Source organism: Corallococcus caeni, assembly GCF_036245865.1.
GTDB classification, from domain to species: domain Bacteria; phylum Myxococcota; class Myxococcia; order Myxococcales; family Myxococcaceae; genus Corallococcus; species Corallococcus caeni.
Map to the genome: position 1 here is coordinate 210,328 of NZ_BTTW01000005.1, position 21,321 is coordinate 231,648.

At 71.4% G+C, this 21,321-nt stretch carries 11 protein-coding genes; 4 read left to right on the forward strand and 7 right to left on the reverse strand.

The window, feature by feature from the left end; genetic code table 11:
- The first annotated feature begins 91 nt into the window (after positions 1-91).
- Positions 92-1,099: a cupin-like domain-containing protein gene (locus tag AABA78_RS22195; protein WP_338265473.1), complete on the forward strand. Its 1,008-nt coding sequence runs from the start codon at positions 92-94 to the stop codon at positions 1,097-1,099.
- An 8-nt stretch (positions 1,100-1,107) separates the two neighbouring features.
- On the opposite strand, the gene AABA78_RS22200 is transcribed toward AABA78_RS22195, so the two are convergent.
- Positions 1,108-3,864: a CHAT domain-containing protein gene (locus tag AABA78_RS22200; protein ID WP_338265475.1), complete on the reverse strand. Its 2,757-nt coding sequence runs from the start codon at positions 3,862-3,864 to the stop codon at positions 1,108-1,110.
- A gap of 514 nt (positions 3,865-4,378) precedes the next feature.
- Here AABA78_RS22200 and AABA78_RS22205 point away from each other — a divergent pair.
- Positions 4,379-5,449, forward strand: coding sequence for a polysaccharide lyase family 20 protein (locus AABA78_RS22205; protein WP_338265476.1), 1,071 nt, complete (start codon positions 4,379-4,381; stop codon positions 5,447-5,449).
- Between the two features lie 193 nt (positions 5,450-5,642).
- Positions 5,643-7,178, forward strand: coding sequence for a ricin-type beta-trefoil lectin domain protein (locus tag AABA78_RS22210; RefSeq protein ID WP_338265477.1), 1,536 nt, complete (start codon positions 5,643-5,645; stop codon positions 7,176-7,178).
- Between the two features lie 86 nt (positions 7,179-7,264).
- On the opposite strand, the gene AABA78_RS22215 is transcribed toward AABA78_RS22210, so the two are convergent.
- The 4 genes from AABA78_RS22215 to AABA78_RS22230 form a co-directional block, all read right to left on the reverse strand.
- Positions 7,265-8,815 (reverse strand): DHA2 family efflux MFS transporter permease subunit, encoded by a 1,551-nt coding sequence (locus tag AABA78_RS22215; protein WP_338265479.1) that lies wholly within the window; start codon positions 8,813-8,815, stop codon positions 7,265-7,267.
- Positions 8,816-8,821: 6 nt separating this feature from the next.
- On the reverse strand, positions 8,822-10,105 hold the full coding sequence (locus AABA78_RS22220) for an HlyD family secretion protein (protein WP_338265481.1): 1,284 nt from the start codon (positions 10,103-10,105) through the stop codon (positions 8,822-8,824).
- Positions 10,106-10,153: 48 nt separating this feature from the next.
- Positions 10,154-10,660, reverse strand: a complete 507-nt coding sequence (locus AABA78_RS22225; RefSeq protein WP_171419247.1) for a MarR family winged helix-turn-helix transcriptional regulator — start codon at positions 10,658-10,660, stop codon at positions 10,154-10,156.
- Between the two features lie 129 nt (positions 10,661-10,789).
- A complete protein-coding gene (locus tag AABA78_RS22230; protein WP_338265482.1) occupies positions 10,790-11,896 on the reverse strand; it encodes a glycerophosphodiester phosphodiesterase family protein in 1,107 nt (368 codons plus the stop codon).
- Positions 11,897-11,943: 47 nt separating this feature from the next.
- Between AABA78_RS22230 and AABA78_RS22235 the strand changes: the two genes are divergently transcribed.
- The gene (locus AABA78_RS22235; RefSeq protein WP_338265483.1) at positions 11,944-12,177 is read left to right on the forward strand and encodes a hypothetical protein; all 234 of its coding nucleotides are present in this window, start codon (positions 11,944-11,946) and stop codon (positions 12,175-12,177) included.
- Here AABA78_RS22235 and AABA78_RS22240 read toward each other — a convergent pair whose 3' ends face one another.
- Both AABA78_RS22240 and AABA78_RS22245 read right to left on the reverse strand, forming a co-directional pair.
- Positions 12,178-12,630 carry a nuclear transport factor 2 family protein gene (locus tag AABA78_RS22240; RefSeq protein ID WP_338265484.1) on the reverse strand — a complete coding sequence of 151 codons (453 nt, stop codon included), beginning with the start codon at positions 12,628-12,630 and terminating at the stop codon, positions 12,178-12,180. It abuts the gene before it with no gap.
- Positions 12,608-21,274 carry a non-ribosomal peptide synthetase/type I polyketide synthase gene (locus AABA78_RS22245; protein WP_338265486.1) on the reverse strand — a complete coding sequence of 2,889 codons (8,667 nt, stop codon included), beginning with the start codon at positions 21,272-21,274 and terminating at the stop codon, positions 12,608-12,610. Before AABA78_RS22245 ends, AABA78_RS22240 begins: the two co-directional genes overlap by 23 nt.
- Positions 21,275-21,321: the final 47 nt, after the last annotated feature.

Genomic DNA, 21,321 nt, shown 5'->3' on the forward strand with positions numbered 1-21,321 from the left:
AAGACGGACGGGGCTGTCCATACCACGCCCCGCCGCACCGACAGGAGGGGCCCCCCGGGGTCAATCCTTCAAGGATTTCAAGGAGTTCCGAATGAACGAGGACAAGTCCCTGCTGCGTCCGGAGTGGCGCCAGTGGTTGGCGGAGAACCTGGCCCTGGGGGTGGGTGTCGAGGAGGTGGAGCAGGTGCTGGTGGGAGCGGGCGTGTCCCTGGAGGTCGCGCGCGAGGAGATTGCCGCGGCGGGGCAGCACCCGTACTTCCAGGCGTGCCGGCAGGTGGCCCGGCACTTCGGGTGGCTGGAGTCGCTGATGGAGACCTACAGCGCGCTCCGGGCCCAGGACGGGGGCCGCGAGCTGGAGGTGCGCGAGGGGCTCACCCCGGAGGAGTTCTTCCGCCGCTACTACTTCGGCCACCGGCCGGTGGTGCTCAAGGGGGCGATGAAGGACTGGCCCGCGATCAAGAAGTGGTCGGTGCCGTACTTCCGCGAGCACTTCGGGCGGGTGGAGGTGGAGGTGATGACGGGGCGCGACGCCAACCCGGAGCACGCGGCCCAGCAGGACCGGCACCGCTCGCGGATGCCCTTCGCGGACTTCCTGGCGATGGTGGAGTCCGGCCGGCGGACGAACGACTACTACATGGTTCCGCGCAACGACAACTGGAGCCGCGAGGGGCTGTCCCCGCTGCGCGAGGACCTGCGCGCGCCTGAAGGCATCATCGACCCGTCGCTCATGGCGGATCAGATGACGCTGCTGCTGGGGCCCGCGGGCACCGTCACCCCGCTGCACCACGACAACATGAACATCCTGCTGGGGCAGGTGATGGGCCGGAAGCACGTGAAGCTGGTGCCGTCCTACGAGCGCCACCGGGTGTACCCGCACCGGGGCACCTTCAGCCACGTGGACGCGGGCGCGCCGGACCTGGTGGCGCACCCGCTGTTCGCGGAGGCCACGGTGCTGGAGACGGTGCTGGAGCCCGGGGACATGGTGTTCCTGCCCGTGGGCTGGTGGCACTGGGTGAAGGCGCTGGACGTGAGCGCCAGCGTCACCTTCCACCACTTCGTCGTCCCCGGCGGAAACACGCACCTGGATGCCCCCCCGTAACAAGCGCTTCAGTCCGCCTTCTCCACCAGAAGCACCGAGCGTGTCCAGCCGGCCCGGCCGTCGCGCGCGAGCCACGCCTGGCGTTCGTCGCGCAGCGCGACGGCCGCGGGCGAGCCCGCGTGGATGCGCCGGCGCACGCCGTCGAAGAAGCGGCCCGCCGCGTCCGGGATGTCCACCGTGGAGGCCAGCACCGCGCGGGCGCCCGAGTCGATGAAGGCCGCCGGCAGGCTGAAGGGCTCCGTGCTCTGCAGCGCCGTGGTGCGGCCCGCGCTGCACGCGGCCAGGAACACCGTGGGTTCGCCCTTGAGCCGCTGCTCGCGCACCACGTCCGCGGTGAGCGCGTAGCGGCCGTTCACCTCCGGGGACAGCACCACCAGCGACGCGCCGGAGATGCTGGGGTCGGTGATGCCGTGCGCGTGGATTTCAATCTCCGTGGCGTCCGCCATGCTCTCCAGCACGCGCGACGGCGTGGCGTCCGAACCGGACAGCACGTTGGGCGGCGCGCTGCCCGGCTCCGCGTCCGGCGTCCACGCGGGCAGCCGGGGCAGCTGCAAGAGCGACGGGGCCTCCACGCCGGCCACCACCAGCCGGCGCGCAGCCTGGGCGCTGGCGACCGGGCGCGGGCCATGGGCGCGGCCCAGGCGGAAGCTCCACGCGATGTCGGAGGGCAGCAGGTCCGTGCGGCCGAAGACGGGCGCCCACGCGAGCACGTCCACGTGGTCGCAGCTGGAGAGCGTCTTGCGCAGGGCCTCCGGCACCAGCCGGGACGAGTCCGCGCGGGCGAAGGGCTCCTTGCGCGTGTCGTCGTAGTGCCCCTTCACCTCGCCCTGGGGGCCCAGCGCCACCAGCACGGTGCGCTCGGCGTGGACGCTGGCGGCCAGCGCGCACCGCGCGGGCACGGGCGTGCCCAGCTGCGCGGCCATCAGCTCCACCACCTTGGGGAACTCGCCGGCGCGGCCCGCGTCCACCGCGAGCGACGAATAGCTGAGCGCCCAGGACTCGCGCCCCAGCGCGTCGCCGCGCGGCAGGGTGTCCGCTTCCTTGATGGCGTTGCGCAGGTGGCTCTCGCCCTTCGCGCGGTCGCGGTCCAGGTGGAAGCGGCCTTCAAGATAGTCCGCGTAGACGCGGTCGCCGGCCTGCACCACCGGGCCCGCCAGCGCGTTGGCCGTCACGCGGGAGAGCCACTCCACGTCATGGGCGCCGGAGCTGGAGCGCGACAGCTCCGCGAGCGTGGCGCCGAACACCGGCTCCATGGGGTTGTCCGCGCAGGCGGCGGCGACGTCCAGCTCACGCCGCGCGTCCTGGGGCCGCAGGTCCAGGTAGTGCAGGTGCGCCAGCTGCACGTGGGGCCAGGCGCAGCTGCGCGTGGGGCCGCGCGCCATCCACTCCTCCAGATAGGCGCGGGCGCTGCCCAGGTCGTTGCGCGAGCGCGCCACCTGGCTCAGCACTTCCAGCGCGCTGAACTCCAGCTCCCACTCGCGCAGCTGCCGCGCGCCGGCCCAGAGCACGCGCGCGTGCTGCTCGGACTCCGTCACGCGCTGCATGTCGTAATAGAAGATGGCCAGCCGCTTCTCCAGCTCCAGGCAGCGCACCGACAGGCCATTCTCGCGGCAGCGCTGGAGCGCCCCGAAGAGCCGCTGCTCGGCCTTCCACCACGCGCCGTCGGAGACCTCCTTGAAGGCCTGGTCGCGGTCCGCGACGTAGGTGAACCAGGGGTCCTCCAGCCGCTTGATGCGCTCCAGCGTGTCCTTCAGGTGGGACAGGGTCCCCTTGCGCGTGCGCAGGAGGGCGCCCAGGTAGATGTCCTCGTCGCCGGACAGGCGCGCCCGGTCCAGCAGCGCCTCCGGGACGGCCTGGCCCGCGCGCAGCGTCTCCGCGTACTGCCGCGCCAGGTCCGAGCGGCGGGAGAAGTCGCGCTTCGCCACGCGCTGCACGTAGTCCCCGAGCACGCTGCCGCCCTGCACCCGGTCCAGCTCCTTCGCCAGGGGCAAGAGCGCCAGCACGCGCTCCTTGGACGGCGCGGCGCGCACGGCCTCGTAGAAGACGCCGCGCACCGTCCCCGGGAGCTGACGGGCCGCGTCCATGGGCAGCGGCGCCTTCGGGTCGTCCACCAGCGCCATCGTCGCTTCGCGCGCGGCCTTCCACTGACGCTGGCGCTCCAGCGTGGCCTCGCGCAGGGCCAGCGCCTGGGCGTGGGCCTCACGCCCCCAGCCCTGCTCGTTGCGCTTCGCCACCTGTTCGAACAGCTCCGACGCGCGCAGCGTCAGCCCCATCTCGCGGAACACCAGCGCGCGGTTCCACAGGGCCTGCGTCAGGCCGGGCTTCGCGGCCAGCGCGCCGTCCAGCAGGCGCAGCGCGCGCTCATGGTCCCCCCGGGCGAGCGCCACCGCCGCCAGGTCGCTGTCGCGCTCCGGCGAGGCCGGCAGGCGCTCCAGGAAGGACGCCGCCTGGTTCCACTCGCCCTCCAGGGCATAGGCCGCCGCGATGCCACCCCAGTCCTCCCGGGCCTCCATGCGGGCGAGCGGGCCCAGGGGCATCGGCTCGGCGGGCACCGGGCAGCCGCCCGCGGGCGCGCGCGAGCGGTAGCGGTCCGCTTCAGGGTGCGTGAGGCGGGCTTCGATGCGGGCCGCCGCCCGGCGGTCCGCCCAGAAGGTGTCGGGAACGGTCTGCGGCTGCGCCCGGGGCTTCACGGCCGCGACTCCCACCGCCAGGAGCGGGATGGCCAGCGCCAGCGCCCAGAGATTCTTCTTCGCCGGCTTCAACATGCGATCCCCTCGGGCGTCTCCCCCCAGCCGCCCTTCCGGGACGTTCTACACCAACCTCCGACGAACGCCGACCTGGCCTCGCGTCCTGCCTCCAGGCGTCCCATGACGCGGTGGGTAGCAAGGCGGTGGGAAAACAGGCGCATCGGATGTTGTGGGCGACACACGCTCCAATAGACGGCCTGCTCCCCCGATCTTGAAAAAAGGCCCCACTTCCCACGTCCGTCGCGAGAGGGGGACGGGACGCCGGGCCGTCAGGCTGTTGGGGGGATGACGCTCGGGGGCTCGGCCGCACGGCTGCCTTCACGGGATGGTTTGAGCGCCCGCATCCACCCGGAATCACGCGCTTCGGCATGCCTGGGGAAGTGGCGGGCGGCAGGGCCCTGCCTCCCTCATGCCCCGGCAGGCGTCCCGCCGAGCGCGCGTGCGGCAGGGGGTTGGCAGGCGGGACGGGGCGGGAAGGCTTTTTCGCCGCCGCGTGTCCTCGTGGCCCAACCCGGACCGAAAGGACCCCTGTTTGAAGCGACTCCTTCAGCTCGTTGCCGCGGCCTCCCTGATGCCCGCCCTGTCTTTCGCTGGCGTCATCTGGAAGGGCGACTTCGAGACCGGCAACACGTCGCAGTGGACGCGACAGCAGGCCGTTGCCAACAGCCGCTTGCAGGTCGTGACGGATGTGGTGCGTGACGGCAGGTACGCCCTCAAGGCCACGGTGAAGCAGGGCGATGATCCCATCAACGCCAGCGGCAACCGCAACGAGCTGCTCTACCTGACCCACGAGACGCAGGGGAAGGAGTACTACTACAAGTGGAGCACGCTCTTCCCGTCGAACTACCCCGTCCATGCTTCGTGGCAGGTCATCACCCAGTGGCACCAGGAGGGCTGCTGTGGCTCTCCGCCGCTGGAGTTCTTCGTGCGCGGGGACAAGATCAACCTGCGCGTGGGCGGTAACACCACGCCCGTGCTGTGGCAGACGTCCATCGACAAGGGCAACTGGCACGACTTCGTGCTGCACGTGAAGTGGTCCTCGGACAAGAAGGTCGGCTTCGTGGAGCTGTGGCACAACGGCCAGCACGTGCTGCCGAAGACCTACGGCGCCAACCAGTTCGGCAAGGACCTGAACTACCTGAAGATGGGGCTGTACCGCGACGACGCCATCAAGCCCGAAGGGTCCATCTACCACGACGGCTTCACCATGGCGACGACGCTCGAGGACGTGATGCCGCCCGCGCCCGCGCCCGCTCCGGCGGAGGAGCCCGCGCCCGCGCCCGTGCCGGATGACACGACCATCCCGAACGACACGACGCAGGACACCACCACCCCGTCCCCCGCGCCGGAGACCCCGACGACGGACGCGCCCACCACCCCGCTGCCCATCGTGGGCGGGCAGACCCCCACCGGCACCACCACGCCCGTGTCCAACAACCCCAATGGCCTGCCGGACTCGTCCGAGTCCATGGCGGGGGGCTGCAGCGCGTCCGGCACTTCCGGCACCCTGCCCTTCGCCGCCGCCCTGCTGATGCTGGGCGCCGCCACGCTGCGCCGCCGCCGGGCCCCCGCCCGCGCGCCGGCCCCGCGCGCGAAGCGCTGACTTCCGCCCGTCTCCGAAGCAAGTCCCCCAGGCCCGGTGCGTCCCCGTGACGCACCGGGCCTCCTTGTTTCCGGGGACTTTCTTCGACCACGCAAATATGTCAGAGAATTTAAGTAATTCTTGAATTGTTTGACTGTCGTGGCTCAGTCGGGTTTCGCTCCGGGCTCCCCCGCAGCACGAAAGGCAGGACCCGATGAAGCGGACCCTCGGTCTGTTCTCCACCGCGACGGCGCTGTTCGCCGGCGCCACGTTGAGCGTCGTTCCCTCGCTGGCGCTGGCGGCCCCTTCCCAGGCGGAAGCGGCGCGCGCGCATGACGTGTCGCCGGACCTGCTCTCCGCGATGCAGCGGGACCTGGGCCTGACGGCGGACGGGGCGAAGCGGCGGCTGGCGGCGGAGGCCGCGGCGGTGCGCGTGGAGGGGACGCTGCGCGCGCAGCTGGGCGAGCGCTTTGGCGGCGCGTGGATGAACGCGGACGGCAGCGCGCTGGTGGTGGGCGTGACGACGGACGCGGACGCGGACGCCGTCCGCCGCGCGGGGGCGGTGCCGCAGAAGGTGAAGTACACGCAGGCGGAGCTGGAGGCGGTGAAGGCGGAGCTGGACCGTCACGCGGAGACGGCGAACCGCACCGTGCACGCCTGGTACGTGGACGTGATGACCAACAGCGTCGTCGTGCTGGCGCAGGACTCCGCGCTGACGGGCGGCACGGACTTCGTGGCGAAGGCGGGCGTGAAGCACGCCGCGGTGCGCACGGTGCCCTCGCGCGAGGAGTTCAAGCCGGTGTACGACCTGCGCGGCGGTGACGCGTACTACCCGGGCAACGCGCGCTGCTCCATCGGCTTCCCGGTGTCGGGCGGCTTCGTGACGGCGGGCCACTGCGGCGGGCCGGGCACGGCCACCAGCGGCTTCAACGGCGTGGCGCAGGGCACGGTGGTGGCGGCCAACTGGCCCGGCAACGACTACGCCTGGGTGCGCACCAACGGCTCCTGGGGTTCGCAGCCGTGGGTGAACAACTACGCGGGCGGCAACGTGCTGGTGTACGGGTCGCAGGAGGCGGGCCTCAACGCGTCCGTCTGTCGCTCGGGCTCCACCACCGGCTGGCGCTGCGGCGTCATCACGCAGAAGAACGTCACGGTGAACTACTCGGCGGGCCCGGTGTACGGCCTGACGGCGTCCAGCGCGTGCGCGGAGGGCGGCGACTCCGGTGGCTCGTGGCTGTCCGGCAACCAGGCGCAGGGCGTGACGTCCGGCGCGGGCGGCAACTGCACCTCCGGCGGCAACACCGTCTTCCAGCCGCTCAACCCCATCCTGGGCGCCTACGGCCTGTCGCTCACCACGACGGGCAGCGGCGGCTCCGGCGGGCCCATCATCGGCCTGGCGAACAAGTGCATCGACGTGCCGAACTCCAACACGGCCGACGGCACCCGCCTCCAGCTGTGGGACTGCAACGGCACCAACGCGCAGAAGTGGACCTTCATGTCGGACGGCACCGTGCGCGCGTTCGGCAAGTGCATGGACGTGGCCTGGGGCTCCAGCGCCAACGGCACCGCCATCCAGCTGGTGAGCTGCAACGGCAACCCGGCGCAGCAGTTCATCCTCTCCGGCGCGGGTGACCTGGTGAACCCCCAGGCCAACAAGTGCGTGGACGTGACGGGCGGCAACTCCGCCAGCGGCACCCCGCTGCAGCTGTGGGAGTGCAACGGCACCGCCGCGCAGAAGTGGCGCCGGTAGTCCCGCCCCTGCCCTGCTGAAACGAAGAAGCGCGGGCCCCCAACGCACCGGGGACCCGCGCTTTGTCCTTCACGGCGGTCCGCGCGTCAGTGCGCGCCTTCCACCTTCACGGTGGGGTCCGCCTTCTGGAGCATGGCCACCAGGACGAGCGCGCAGACGAACAGCCCGGCGAGGATGAGGAAGTTCGCGTTGAAGGCCCGCACCAGCGCCTGGGCGCTGATGCGCTGGCTCAAGAGGCCGTAGGCGGCGCCCGTGGGGTTGAGCACGCCCTTCGCGGCCATGGCGCCCGTCATCGAGGCGACCTGCTCCTGGGCCACCTGCCCGTAGACGTCCACGTGCGAGGTGATGGCGGTGACGTTGGCCTGGGTGGAGCGGCTGAGCGCGCTGCTCATCCACGCGGTGCCAATGGAGCCACCCAGCTCGCGGGTGAGGTTGAAGAGGCCCGACGCGTTGCCCCGCTGCTCCGGGCGCAGGTTGCTGAGCGCCATCACCGACAGCGGCACGAAGATGAAGCCCAGCGAGCAGGCGCGGATGAACACCGGCGTGATGAGGGTGATTTCATCCACGCGCGTGGTCAGGTGGCCGTTGGTCCACAGCGACAGGCTCACGCCCAGGACGCCGAAGCCGATGAGGAACCGGCCGTCCACCTTGCCGCCGAACTTGCCGATGAGCGGCATCAGCAGCACCTGGATGGCGCTGCCCTTGAGGAAGATGAGCCCGATGTCCAACGCCTCGTAGCGCATGACGGAGCCGCAGAAGAGGCTGAAGAGGAACGACCCGGAGAACAGCGCCGTGCCGACGAGGAAGTTCACCCCCGTGGCCGCGGAGTAGGAGCGGTTCTTGAACACGCGCAGGTCCACCACGGGACTGGGTGTCTCCAGTTCGTGGACGACGAAGGTGATGAGCGCGATGCCCGCGATGACCGCCAGCAGGGTGATGAGCCGGCTGTCGAACCAGTCCTCGCGGTTGCCCTCCTCCAGCACGTACTGGAGGCACGCCATGCCCACCGCCAGGAGCGCGATGCCGTTGCGGTCCACCTTCTCCGTGGACGCTTCGAAGTGGGGCTGTTCGATGGAGCGCCACGCCATGTACGCGGCGAAGAGGCCCACCGGCACGTTGATGAGGAAGATCCAGTGCCAGCTGGCCGCTTCAATGAGGAGGCCGCCCACGGTGGGCCCCAGCAGCGGGCCCGTCACGGCGCCCAGGCCGAAGAGGGCGCCCGCCATGCCGTGCTCCTCGCGCGGGTAGCGGGCGAAGAGGATGGCCTGGGACGTGGGGATGATGGCGCCGCCGCCCATGCCCTGGAGGATGCGGAAGGCCACCAGCGAGGGCAGGTTCCACGACAGGCCGCACAGCACGCTGGCCACCGTGAAGAGGAGGATGGAGAACGTGAAGTACTTCCGGTAGCCGAAGCGGCGCTGCAGCCAGCCCGTCATCGGGATGACCACCACGTTGGCCATCATGTAGCCCGTGGACACCCAGGCGATCTGATCCAACGGGGTGCCGAAGCTCGCGCGGATGTCGCTCAGGGCCACGTTGACGATGGAGATGTCCAGCACGGACATCAGCGCCGCGGCCATGGCCGCGATGGTGATGCCCGCCTTGGAACCTTGGATGACGTCGCGGCGTGCGTCCACGGTGGGTTACTCCGCCTTCCGGGTGTCCACCGCCGCGGTCTTCTGCGGCTGCGCTTCCGCGCCCGTGTCCACGGTGACGTAGGCGCTCATGCCGGGCTTGATGGGCAGCTCCTTCAGGTCGCCGTCGAAGCGGATGAGCACCGGGATGCGCTGCACGACCTTCACGAAGTTGCCGGACGCGTTGTCGGGAGGCAGCAGGGCGAAGCGCGCGCCGCTGGCGCCCGCGAGGCTGTCCACGTGGCCCTTGAAGGAGTGGCTGCCGAAGGCGTCCACCTTCACGTCCACCGGCTGGCCCGCGCGCATCTCACCGACCTGGTCCTCCTTGAAGTTGGCGACGACCCAGATGTCGTTCTGCGGGACGACGGCCATCAGCGGGCGCTCCGGGCCCACCATCTGCCCCACCTCCACGGTGCGGCGGCTGATGACGCCGTCCACCGGGGCGCGCACCTGCGCGTAGGACACGGCGAGCTCCGCGAGCTGCTGCGCGGCGTGGGTCTGCTTGACGCGGGCCTCGGCCAGCTTCAGCGCGGCCTGCGCGGCCTGCACCTGCACGGGGGCCGTCTCCGCGGCGGACAGCTTGCCCTGCGCGGCCTCCAGGCCACCGGAGGAGCTCTGGATGCCGGCCTCGGTGGAGCTCAGGCGCGCGCGGGACTGGTCCAGGGCGGCCCGGGCCGTGTCATACGCGGCCTGCCGGGTGTCCAGGTCCGACTGGGAGAGCGCGCCCTGCTCGCGCAGCTGCTTCACGCGGCCCAGGTCCGTCTCCGCCAGCTTGAAGCGCGCCTCGGACGCTGCCACGTCCGCGCGGGCCTGCTCCAGCGCGGCCTTGGAGGAGCTGATGCCGCTGGAGGCCTGGGTGATGCCGGCGCGGGCCTGGCGCAGGTTGGCGCCCGCGTTGGCCTCCGTGAGGGTGAGCTGGGCCTGGGCGTTGGACAGCTGGGCCTCCGCGCTCATCACGTCCGCGCGGGCGACCTCCAGGCGGGCGTCCAGGTCCGCGTGGTCCAGCTCCACCACCACGTCGCCGGCCTTCACCGCCTGGTTGTCCTTCACGAGCACGCGGACCACCTGCCCGGCCACGCGCGGCGACACGTTGGCGATGCGGCCTTCGACCTGCGCGTCGTCGGTGGACTCGTGGCCGTGGGTGAGCAGGTAGCGCGCGCCTCCGCCCAGCACCGCCACGCCCACGAGGATGGGCAGCACCTGCTTCGCGCGGGAGCGCTTCGCGGGCTTCGTGGCGACGGGGGCGTCGATGGAGGGGGCGGCTTCCAGGGATTCGGCGGTACGGGTCGTCATGGTTGTTGCTCGGTACGGCTGTTGTTGAAGAAGGGGTGTGGGAAGGCTTCAGGGGTCCCGCAGGGCGGGGATGCCGGAGGACACCTTGGCGAGCAGGTCGCGGAGCGTGTCCCGCTCATCCAGGCTCAAGGGAGCCATGAGCGCGGCGATGCGGCGGTAGTGGTCGGGCATCATGCCCAGGATGAACTCGCGGCCCTTGGACGTGAGGTGCACGGAGTACATGCGCCGGTCCTCCGGGTGGTCCGTGCGGGAGATGAAGCCGTCCTTCTCCAGCGTGTCCAGGAGCCCCGTGATGGTCGCGCGGCTGCACCGCGACAGCTCCGCGAGCTCCGCGGGGCGCAGCGTCTCCCCCGCGTCCTCCGCCGCGAAGAGCTGCACCAGCACGACGAAGCGTCCGTGGGACACCCCGTGTCGCGCGAAGTGCGCCTCATAGGCTTCGGTCAGCTCATTGGAGAGGCGGAGCATCGTCAGGCAGGTCTCGATGGCGCTCGGGTCGAGCGCGGGAAACCGTTTGGCCATCTGCTTCAGCCGCTCGTACCGGGGCACGAGCTTCATCGGCGTGGCGTTTCTGGGACGGGGAGGAGCCAAGACGCGACGTCTAGTAAGGCCCCTAACGATTTTGCGCAAGTTGATTCGTCGCCTGACTAAATCCTTGATTTCCCAACTGGGAGCGGGGCCGTCTGGCTACTCGGCAGCCCGCGCGTCCGCGGCCGTGGGAGGCGTCTGCAGGAGGAGAACAGCGCGCGGTCCGGGATGATGTTCCTGCATGGAGCGCACGGCGCGCAGGTCGAAGGACTGCACGTCCGCCCGTTGAACGAGCCCCGCGTCCTGGATGACCTGGGCGACCGCGCCGCCGTGGGCTGGAGCGACGTCTGTCTTCGGCGATGGCCGTTTGAGCTCCACATTGAACCGGACGCGCCGGGCGTTCCGGGCGCGGAGCGGGTCGCGGGCTTCGTGCGCGGCGTCCGCCTGGTCCGCCGCGAAGGCGAACAGCTGGCGCAGCGTGGGGACGCTGTAGGGGTCCGGAAGTCCGGCGCGGGCGGAGAACGCGACGGCTTCGGGCGAGCGGGCGCGGTCGTTCGTCTGCTCCGGGCGGTCCGCGAGGAGCCGGTCACAGACGAAGGCGGTCTGGAGCCGCGCGACGGTGAGGGTCGCGATGGGGACGGGAGCCGGGAGCGGGCTTCCATCCGCGTGGCGGCACTTCGCCGGGGACAGGTCCGGGTCGTGGGAGAGCACGGGGACGCCGTCGGCGGTGAGGACGGTGTCCAGCTCCAGCGTGGTCATGTGGAAGTCGAGCGCGGCCTCGAAGGCGGGCAGCGTGTTCTCCGGCCGCAGGCCCCGCGCGCCCCGGTGGCCCTGCGCATCGAAGCGCTTCGGGTCGATGAGCCCGTCCGCGTCCAGCAGGTCCCCGGAGGTGCCGTCCCCGTTGGCGTCGAAGTCGCGCACCGCCCGCGCGAGGAGGTCCGGCCGGTCGCTGATGATGCCGTCCACGCCGCGCCGGAGCAGGGCCTGCATCGTGGGCACGTCGTTCACGGTCCAGACGATGACGGGATGACCCGAGGCGTGGAGGCGCTCCAGGTCGATGCCGCCTCCAGGCTGGAGCAGCCGGGCGTCCGGGGCGCAGACGGGGGCCCTGCCGCGAGCGTGTGCACGCAGGGTGTCCATGAGACGAACCGTGGGGTCGTCCGCTGGCGTGCGGGAGGTCCGGCCGGTCCGCGTGCAGGCGCAGGCGAGGCACGCGAGGAGCACCGCGAAGGCGCGGCGCGGGAACCACCGGGGGGACAAGGCCATGCGCACGGGCTGTCTTCCTTCCTGAAGCCGGTTAGGAAGCTGAAGCGATGGACGTGAAGGATGCCACCGTGCAGGCAGCGCTGCGTCAGGCTTGCGACGACGCGGGCCTGCCCTTGTCCCTGCGGGGCTGCGTGTATCCGCTGCTGCGGGACCCGGAGGGCGACTGGCCTCCGTGCTGCGGCGGAGGCTGCATGCCGTGCACGTCCACGCTGGCGGACGTGGCGCTGCGCACGCTGGAGCTGCTGGGCACGCCGCGACGCTCGCCCCTGCCTCCGGGGTGATCAGCGGCTCCCGTGGTCCACCAGCACCTCCTTGCGCGGGAGCGACCAGTGCATCTGGACCATCCGCCACTCGGTGCCCCGGCGCTCGAAGGCGCAGGCCACGCGGATGTTCTCGAAGGTGACGGGCCCGCTGCCTCCGACGAAGGAGACGTCCATCGCGGGCACCGTGAGGCACGCCATCGTGGAGGGCGCGGCCCCTCCGTGCCAGAGCTGCTCCGAGCGCAGCGTCACGCGGAGGTCGCGCAGGCTCCCGAACTGGGTGCGGAAGGAGTGCTCCACGCGCTCCCAGCCGATGAAGTGGAGGTTGGAGTGCGTGCCCACGACCACGATGTCGTCGTCGTGCCAGAACAACCTGGACAGCGCCTCCAGGCTCCCGCGCTCATAGGCCTCCACGAACGCGGTGAAGCGCCGTGAGAGCTCCGTCCTCCATTCATCCCGCGTCGAGGTCGTCACGTCCCGTGTCCCTTCCCGCGGTCAGGTGCTCCCGGATGAGCCGCGCCACCTCCGCCACGGCGGGCTCCTCCATGACGGTGAAGTGGTTGCCTTGCACGTCGTGGGCTTGGAACGGAGCGGTCGTCAACGCCTGCCACCATGCCGCCGCGTGCGAATCCAGCACCGCGTCCCGCTCCGAGGCCCGCAGGTACACGAGCGGCACCGCGTGACGTTCCGGCGCGTACGCCGCGATGGCCTCGTTGGTCGCGAGCACCACGTCGCGCAGCCGCGCGTCGAGCTCCATCGCCGCCCGCAGTCCGTCCGCCGCGCGCGGGGAGATCTCCTGGAACGCATCGATGAGCCGGAGCACGTCCCCGACGCTCCGGATGCCCAGCCTGCGCGAGTCGTCCACCGTCACCGTGTCGATCTGGATGACGCCCGCCACGGAGTGGCCGCGCTCCAGCAGCACGGCCGCCATCTCGTACGCGATGACGCCGCCCGATGAATGGCCGCCCAGCCAGAAGGGGCCCTGGGGCTGGAACGTCAGCAGCTCGTCCACGTACGTGCGCGCCATCGCCGGCACGTCGCGGTAGAGCACCTCGCCCGGCTCCAGCCCCGACGCGCGGAACGCGTGCACGGGTATGTCCGCGCCCAGCCGCTTCGCCAGCGGCAGGTACGTGTAGACGGTGCCTCCAATGGGCTGCACCAGGAACAGCGGCGTCCGTCCGCGCCGTCCCGCCTGCAGCTCCATCCGCAGCGGCGCCTCCTTGAGGAGCGGCCTCCCCGTCCGCTCCAGCTCCTCCTGGACCGCGTGCACCCAGGCGCCCAGCGTCGGGTGCTCCAGCACCGCGTGCAGCGACAGGGTCACGGACAGCCGCGACTTGAGCTCGCGGTTGAGCTGCACGACCAGCAGGGACGTGCCGCCCAGTTCGAAGAAGTGGCTGTCCGGCGTCAGCGTGTCCACGCCGAGCAGCTCCTTCCAGAGCGCCTCCATGGAGGCCCGCACCTCCTCGCGGCTCAGGGCCCGGGGCTCGGTACTGACGGGAGGTCGCGCGGGCGGTGGGGCCTTCTCCGCCAGCGAGTACCGCTTGCGCTCGAAGGGATACGTCGGCAGCACGACGCGCCTGCGCGGTCCGCTTCCGCGCACCCGGCTCCAGTCCACGGGGAAGCCCACGGACCAGAGCTGTCCCACGGCCTGGAGCAGCGCCTGTTCGTCGCGCTCCGCCAGGTGCCGCCGTCCCGCGCGCGCGCCGAGCGTGTGCAGCACCAGCCGCTCCCGCCCCACCCGGGGGTTCAGCTGCGTCAACGTGGAGAGCGTCCGTCCCGGCCCCACCTCCACGAAGATCCGCTCACGGTCCTCCAGCAGCAGCTCCAGCCCGGCGGAGAACCGGACCGTGTGTCGCAGGTGGCGGGCCCAGTACGTGGGATCGCGCGCGTCGTCCCCGGTCATGCAGGTGCCAGTGACGTTGGAGACCAGGGGAATCGCCGGGGACCTCGGGCGCATCGTCCGGGCCAGCTCCGTGAGCGGCTGCATCGCCGGCTCCACGAGCGCGGAGTGGAACCCCTTCGTGCGTGGCAGCCACTTCGTCTTGATGCCCCGCTCCTGCAACCGCGCCGCGAAGTCCTCCAACGCCTCCAGCGTGCCGGCCACCACGCACTGGCCGGGGCCGTTGACCGCGGCCAGGGACAGCGCGGGTGGCAATTCCTGCGTCAGCACGGCTTCCGACAGGGGCACGGCCAGCATGCCGGAGGGTGGCAGCGCGTCGCAGAGCCGGCCGCGCAGCGCGACCAGCGACACGGCCTGCTCCAACGACAGGACACCGGAGAGACAGGCAGCGGCGTATTCGCCCAGGCTGTGACCCAGGAGGCTCGTCGGGTGGAGGCCCCAGGCGCCCAGCAGCTTCGCCAGCGCGTACTCCGTCGTGAAGATGGCGGCCATGCCCAGCGAGGGCGCACGGAGCGCCTCCTCCGCACGCGTCCCGTCATCCACCGTGAGCAGCGCGGCGCGAAGGTCGCGCTCCACCTCCCGGCCGAAGTGCGCGGCGCATTCGTCGAAGGCTTCGCGGTACGCCGGCGCGCGCCGGTACCACTCCGCGCCCATGCCCGGCTCCTGCGTGCCCGTCCCCGGGAACAGGAAGCACACCTCCGGGAGTGGAGTGGAGGCGAGCTGCGCGGAGCCGTCCCGCCGGAGCTTCGCGATGGCCTCCTCGGGTGTCTCGCAGGTGATGGCGCGCCGGTACCCGAACGCCGTCCGGCCTTCCTGCAACGTGTACGCGACGTCCGCCAGTGACTGTCCGGGATGCCGCTCCAGGTGATCCGCGAGCCGCCGCGAGGCCGCGCCCAGCGCCTCCCCGCTCCGCGCCGAGAGCGTCAGCACCTCCATCGCCGTGCCCGCGGCGAGGACCTTCGCGGACGGCGCTTCCTCCAGGACGACGTGCGCGTTCGTCCCGCCAATGCCAAACGAGCTGACCCCCGCGAGGCGCGGGAAGCCCTCGGGCACGGACCACGGCCGCCCCTCCCGGCTCACGACGAAGGGCGAACGCTCCAGGCCCGCTTCCGGATGCGCGTGCTCGAAGTGGACGGTCCCCGGAAGGAAGCGGTGCTCCAGGGCCAGCGTCGTCTTGATCAACCCCGCCACCCCGGCCGCCGAGTCCAGGTGCCCCACGTTGCTCTTGAGCGCCCCCAGGACGACCGCGGGCTCGGACGCCTCACGCGCTCCGAAGGCGAGCCGCAGCGCCTGGACCTCCAGCGGGTCGCCCAGCGGCGTCGCCGTGCCGTGGGCCTCGACGTAGGTGATGTGGCGGGGGGCCACGCCCGCGTCGGCGTGGGCCCGTGTGATGACGTCGCGCTGTCCCTCCACGCCCGGGGCGGTGAAGCCGACCTTGGCGTTGCCGTCGTTGTTGATGGCCGAGCCCCGGATGACGGCCTGGATGGAGTCACCGTCCCGCAGCGCGTCCTCCAGCCGCTTGAGCACCACGATGCCGACACCGCTGGAGGGCACCGTGCCCTGCGCCTTCGCGTCGAAGGGACGGCAGTGCCCATCCGGAGACGTGATGCCGCCCTGCTCGTGGAGGTAGCCGGACGGACCGGACGCGAAGAGGGAGACGCCCCCCGCCAGGGCCACGTCGGACTCGCCGGTGCGCAGGCTCTGACAGGCCAGGTGCACGGCCACCAGCGACGTGGAGCAGGCGGTCTGCACCGTGAGCGCGGGCCCGCGCAGGCCCAGCTGATATGCCGTCGCCGTGGCGAGGAACTGCCACGGATTGCCCAGGATGGACCGGTACGCCTCCGAGGCCACGGACAGGGAGCGGAAGCGCGGAAGCACCTGATCCAGCCAGTAGCGCGGCACGCCGGAGCCCGCGAACAACCCCGCCCTGCCGGGAAGCCGCTTCGGGTCGTAGCCCGCCGTCTCGAGCGCCTCCCAGGCGCACTCCAGGAACACGCGCAGCTGCGGATCCATCAGCCGCGCGTCCAGGGGGCTGTAGCCGAAGAACGCGGCGTCGAAGGACTCCGCGTCCTCCAGCAGGCCCGAGGCCCGGACATACGCGGGGTCGTCCAGGAGCTGGGGGTCCTCGCCCGCGGCGAGCAGCGCCTCCCGGCTGAAGCGGGAGAGGCCCTCGCGTCCCTCCACCAGCAGCGTCCACAGCGCATCGACGCTGGGCGCTCCCGGGAACCGCCCCGCGCTGCCGATGACGGCGATGTGCTCCGAACGCGAGGGGCTTCGCTCAGGCTCCGGGGCCACCGGGACCGGGCGCGGGCGGGAGTCTTCGTCCAGGTGCCGCGCGAGGGCTTCGAGGGTCGGGAACTGGAACAGCGTGGCCATGCTCACGCGGATGCCCAGCTCCGAGGCCAGCGCGGACTGTACCCGCGCGAGCAGCAGCGAATTGCCACCCGCGTCGAAGAAGCCCTCCTGCCTGCCCACGCGTTCCACGCCGAGAATCCGGCACCAGATGCGTTCCAGCGCCTGCTCCCGCGCCGAGGACTGACTGGCTTCGGGAGCAGCGGCCTGGGCCCTGACGGCAGGAAGCGGCAGCGCGTCGCGGTCCAGCTTGCCCGTGGGCCCCAGCGGGAACGCGTCCAGCAGCACCAGCTCCCGGGGAACCATGTGCGGTGGAAGCGTCTCGCCCAGCGAGTCCCTGAACGCGGGCGTCAGCAACCGTGGCGCCGTGGCGGCATCCCGGGGAATGACGTAGCCCACCAGGTGCCGCTCTCCCGCGAGCAGCCGGGGTTCGACCACGGCGTCGCGAACGTCGGGATGCTTGCGCAGCGCCGCTTCGATTTCGCCCAGCTCGATGCGGAAGCCGCGCAGCTTGAGCTGGCGATCCGACCGCCCGTGGAAGTCGATGCGGCCGTCCGGCCGGTGGCTGGCGACGTCACCGCTCTTGTAGAGGCGGGCGCCCGGCTCCGCGCTGAAGGGATGGGGGATGAACCGCTCCGCGTCGAGCTCGGGCCGGTTCAGGTAGCCGTGCGCCAGCCCCTTGCCTCCGATGTAGAGCGCGCCGCGCACGCCCACGGGGACGGGCGCCAGCGCTTCATCCAGCAGGTAGACCTCGTAGCCCGGAAGCGGCGTCCCGATGGCGTACGGGCCCTGGCCCGCGGTGCACTCCGTGGTCGTCGTGAAGACCGTGGCCTCGGTGGGCCCATAGACCTGGATGAACCGGCGGCCCGGGGCCCAGGTGTCCACGAGCCGCGCGGGGAGCTCCTCACCGCCAATCACGAGCGTCTTCAGGTCCGGGAGCGCCCGCCACGCCATGGAGCCCAGCGCCGCCGGCGTGAACATCGCGAGGTGGATGCGCTGTTGCTCCAGGAAGTCCGCCAGCTCCTCACCGGCGGCCACGTCCTCCTGAGCCATCAGGCACAGCGTGGCGCCGGAGGAGATCGTCGGGAAGATCTCCCCGACGGAGAAGTCGAAGCCGAACCGGGAGCACTGCGCCACGCGCTTTCCCGGTGCGAAGCCGAAGTCGGAGGCCACGGTCCCGGACAGGTGCCCCGCGCTCCGGTGCCCGATGCGCACGCCCTTGGGTTGGCCCGTCGAACCGGAGGTATAGATGACGTACGCGAGGTCATCCCCGGTGACATGGACCCGGGGATTCTCCTCCGAGCCACCGCGCACCTGCTCCAGCGCGACCACCGGAACGCCCGCGCCGTCCATGAGCGCGCGCGTCGCCTCCTGCGCGAGGATGCAGCTCAGCCCCGCGTCCCGCGCCGTGAACTCCAGCCGCGCTCGGGGATACGCGGGGTCCAGCGGCACGTAGGCCGCGCCCGCCTTCAGCGTCGCCAGCATGGCGGTGATCAGCTCTAAGGACCGCTGGAGGCACACCCCCACGAAGTCTCCGGGCCCGATGCCCTGCGACTGGAGGTGATGCGCCAGCCGGTTCGCCTCCGCGTTCAGGGCCCGGTAGCTCAGGGTCCGGCCCTGGAAGACGAGGGCTGTCGCGTCCGGCGTGCGCTCCACCTGCGCTTCGAACGGGTGATGCAGGCAGTCCGCGTGCGACAGGTCCTCCACGGGCCCCTGCGCCCATTCGAACAGCCGCGTCTGCTCCGCTTCGGAGAGCAAGGGCAGCGCCGCCACCGGCCGCTCCGGGTCGCGCACGGCCTCGGCCAGCAGCGTCACGAAGTGGTCGCCGAGCTGGTGGATCATCCAGGGCTCGAAGACATCCAGCGCGTACTCCCACCGCACGGACATGCCGTCTGGCCGCTCATCCAGCTCGATGGAGAGGTCCAGCTTCGACGTCCCCGTGTCGATGTCATGGGGTTCCACCCGCCAGCCCGACTCCGGCACCGCGATGCGCGGCTCCAGCGTGCAGGACACCTGGAACAGCGGGTTCACGCCGGGGATGCGCGGCGGGTTCACCGCCTCCACGATGCGCAGGAGCGGCGCGTCCTGGTGTTCAAGCGCCTCCAGACAGACGCGGCGCACCTGCGCCAGCAGGCCCCGGACGCTCAGCCCGGCGGAGAAGCGCAGCCGCAGCGGCAGCAGGTTCACGAAGTGCCCGGAGAGGGCCTGCGAATCCTCGCGGCTCCGTCCGGAGAAGGCCCCTCCGACCAGCAGGTCCTCCGCGCCGGAGTAGCGGTGCAGCAACGCCCCCAGCGCCGCCAGCATCGTCATGAAGAGCGTGGCGTCCTCGCCGCGTCCCAGCGCCTTCACCGACTCCAACAGGTCCCTGGGGATCCGCACGACGTGCTTCGCGCCCCGGAAGCTCGGGACCGGAGGCCGCGCATGCTGAGTGGGCAGCTCCAGGTGCGCAGCCCCCGCGAGCGCCTGCTTCCACCAGTCGAGGTGCGGCGCGATGGCCTCCTGGTATCGAGGCCCCTGCTGCCAGACGGCGAAGTCGCCGTACTGGAGCCGCAAGGGCGGAAGCGCGGTCGCCTCCGACAGGTAGAACCGATGTAGCTCCTGGAGGAACGCCGCCATCGTGAAGCCATCCACGATGAGGTGGTGCATCACCAGGAAGAGACGGCTCTCCGCCGCGCTCAGCCGGATCCACGTCGCCCGCAGCAGCGGCCCGTGCTCCAGGTCGAAGGGCGCACGCGCCTCCTGGGTGGCCAACCGCGACGCCTTCGCGCCCCGCAGGCTCTCAGGAAGGGCGCGCAGGTCCACGCGTCGCAGGTGGAACGGCACATCGGCTTCCACCCGCTGGAAGGGACCGTCCGGCGTGGAGCCGAAGGTCGTTCGCAGCACCTCATGCCGGGCGATGAGTGACAGGAACGCGCGCTCCAGTGCGTCGGGCTGGAGGTCGCCGGGCAGGTGCAGCGTGAAGGGCTCGTTGTAGACGGCGCTCCGGGGCGCCACCTGCTCCAGGAGCCACAGTTGCCGCTGGGCATCCGACAGCGGCAGGGGCCGCGTCCGGTCCACCGGGACGATGGGGGGAAGGGCGAGGCGCCGACCCTCGTTCCGTGCCAGTTCCACCAGCCGCGCCAGCTCCGCGATGTTCGGGCTGTCGAAGAGCGCCCGCACGGGCAGGCGGACGGACACCGCCTGCTCCAGCCGCTCGATGAGGCGGATCGCGAGCAGCGAGTCCCCGCCCGACTCCATGAAGCGGTCCTGCCTTCCGGCCTGCTGCGTCCCCAGGACCTCCGACCAGACGCGCGCGATCTCCTGCTCCAGCGGCGTGCGCGGCGTCTCGCCCTCACCGCTCCCGAAGCGCGGCGCCGGAAGCAGCTGACGCTCCACCTTGCCACTGGAGTTGAGCGGCAGCCGGTCCAGCACCATGACCGCATGCGGGAGCATGAAGTCCGGCAGCTTCGAGCCCAGATACGCGCGCAGCTCCGCGTCCTCCAGGGCCGCGCCTTCACGCCGTGAGACATACGCGACCAGCCGCTTGTCTCCGGGAGACGCTTCGTGCACCCGGACCACGGCGTCACCGACCCCGGCATGCGCGCGCAGCACGCTTTCAATCTCCCCCAGCTCGACCCGCGCGCCGCGAATCTTCACCTGGTGGTCCACCCGCCCCAGGAACTCCAGGTTGCCGTCCTCCAGCCACCGCGCCCGGTCTCCCGTCCGGTACATCCGCGCCCCGGGCATGTCGCTGAAGGGATCCGGGAGGAACCGCTCGCCGGTCAGGTCAGGCCGGTTCAAGTAGCCCCGCGCGAGCCCTTCCCCGCCCAGGTACAGCTCACCCGCCTCGCCCACGGACAGCGGCTTCCCAGTGTCGTCCAGGACGTGAAGCTGGAGCCGCGCGAGCGGTCTGCCGATGGGAATGGACCCTCCCGGAGCTGGCGGCGCGTGGAGCTCATACGCCGTCGCGGAGGTGGTGCACTCGGTGGGGCCGTAGCTGTTGAGCAGCCGCTGGGGCCTTCCCTGCGCCATGACTCGCGCCACCCACCTGCCGTCCAGCACGTCGCCGCCCACCATCAAGACGCGGAGCCCGCCGAACGCGTCTGGAATGGCCGCCGCCAGTTGATGGAACAGCGACGTGCTCAGCACCGCGGCGGAGATGGCCTCACGCCGGAGCTTCGCCGCGAGGAGCGGGGGCGACAGCAGGGTCTCCCGTGAAACCAGACACAACGTCGCGCCATTCAGGAGCGCCCCCCAGACCTCCAACGTCGAGGCATCAAAGGCATACGACGCGGCCTGGAGCACGCGGTCCTCGCGCCGGAAGCCCATGAAGCCCGCATCCAGCACCAGCCGCACCACGCCCCGGTGCGGGATGCACACACCCTTGGGGCTGCCCGTGGAGCCCGACGTGTAGAGGATATAGGCCAGCGAGTCCGGCCCCGCCCCGCCCTTCACGTTCACGGCATCGCGTTCGTCTGGAGGCTCGTCCGCGGTGGGCGCTTCGACGACGTGCCCCTGGAAGCGCAGTCCCTGGACTGCCTCGCGCCGACCCACGAGGACCCGCATCCCGGAGTCCTCCACCATCGCGGCGAGCCGCTCTGAAGGATGGCTCGGCTCCAATGGCAGATAGGCGCCTCCTGCCTTCAGGATGCCCAGCAATCCCACCAGCGTCGCCGGTGTGCGGTCGACGTGGATGCCCACGGGCTGGTCGGGCCCCACGCCCAGGGCCTGGAGCCGCCGTGCCAGCCGGTTCGCGCGCCGGTTGAGGGTGTCATAGCTGAGCACACCCTCTTCGGAATGCACCGCCACGGCTTCGGGGGTGTCTCGTGCGTGTGACTCAAACAACGTGGCGAGGTCTGGCCCCGGGCGCGCGGAGATGAAATTCATGACGAGTCATTGCCCCCACCTTCTCAACGCACAGGGCCGGGAACCTT

Bases quoted from the DNA above. Each gene is read 5' to 3' on its own strand.
- AABA78_RS22230 (WP_338265482.1), bottom strand. From the start codon at position 11,896: ATGGCCTTGTCCCCCCGGTGGTTCCCGCGCCGCGCCTTCGCGGTGCTC.
- AABA78_RS22245 (WP_338265486.1), bottom strand. From the start codon at position 21,274: ATGAATTTCATCTCCGCGCGCCCGGGGCCAGACCTCGCCACGTTGTTT.
- AABA78_RS22220 (WP_338265481.1), bottom strand. From the start codon at position 10,105: ATGACGACCCGTACCGCCGAATCCCTGGAAGCCGCCCCCTCCATCGAC.
- AABA78_RS22200 (WP_338265475.1), bottom strand. From the start codon at position 3,864: ATGTTGAAGCCGGCGAAGAAGAATCTCTGGGCGCTGGCGCTGGCCATC.
- AABA78_RS22195 (WP_338265473.1), top strand. From the start codon at position 92: ATGAACGAGGACAAGTCCCTGCTGCGTCCGGAGTGGCGCCAGTGGTTG.
- AABA78_RS22225 (WP_171419247.1), bottom strand. From the start codon at position 10,660: ATGAAGCTCGTGCCCCGGTACGAGCGGCTGAAGCAGATGGCCAAACGG.
- AABA78_RS22235 (WP_338265483.1), top strand. From the start codon at position 11,944: ATGGACGTGAAGGATGCCACCGTGCAGGCAGCGCTGCGTCAGGCTTGC.
- AABA78_RS22210 (WP_338265477.1), top strand. From the start codon at position 5,643: ATGAAGCGGACCCTCGGTCTGTTCTCCACCGCGACGGCGCTGTTCGCC.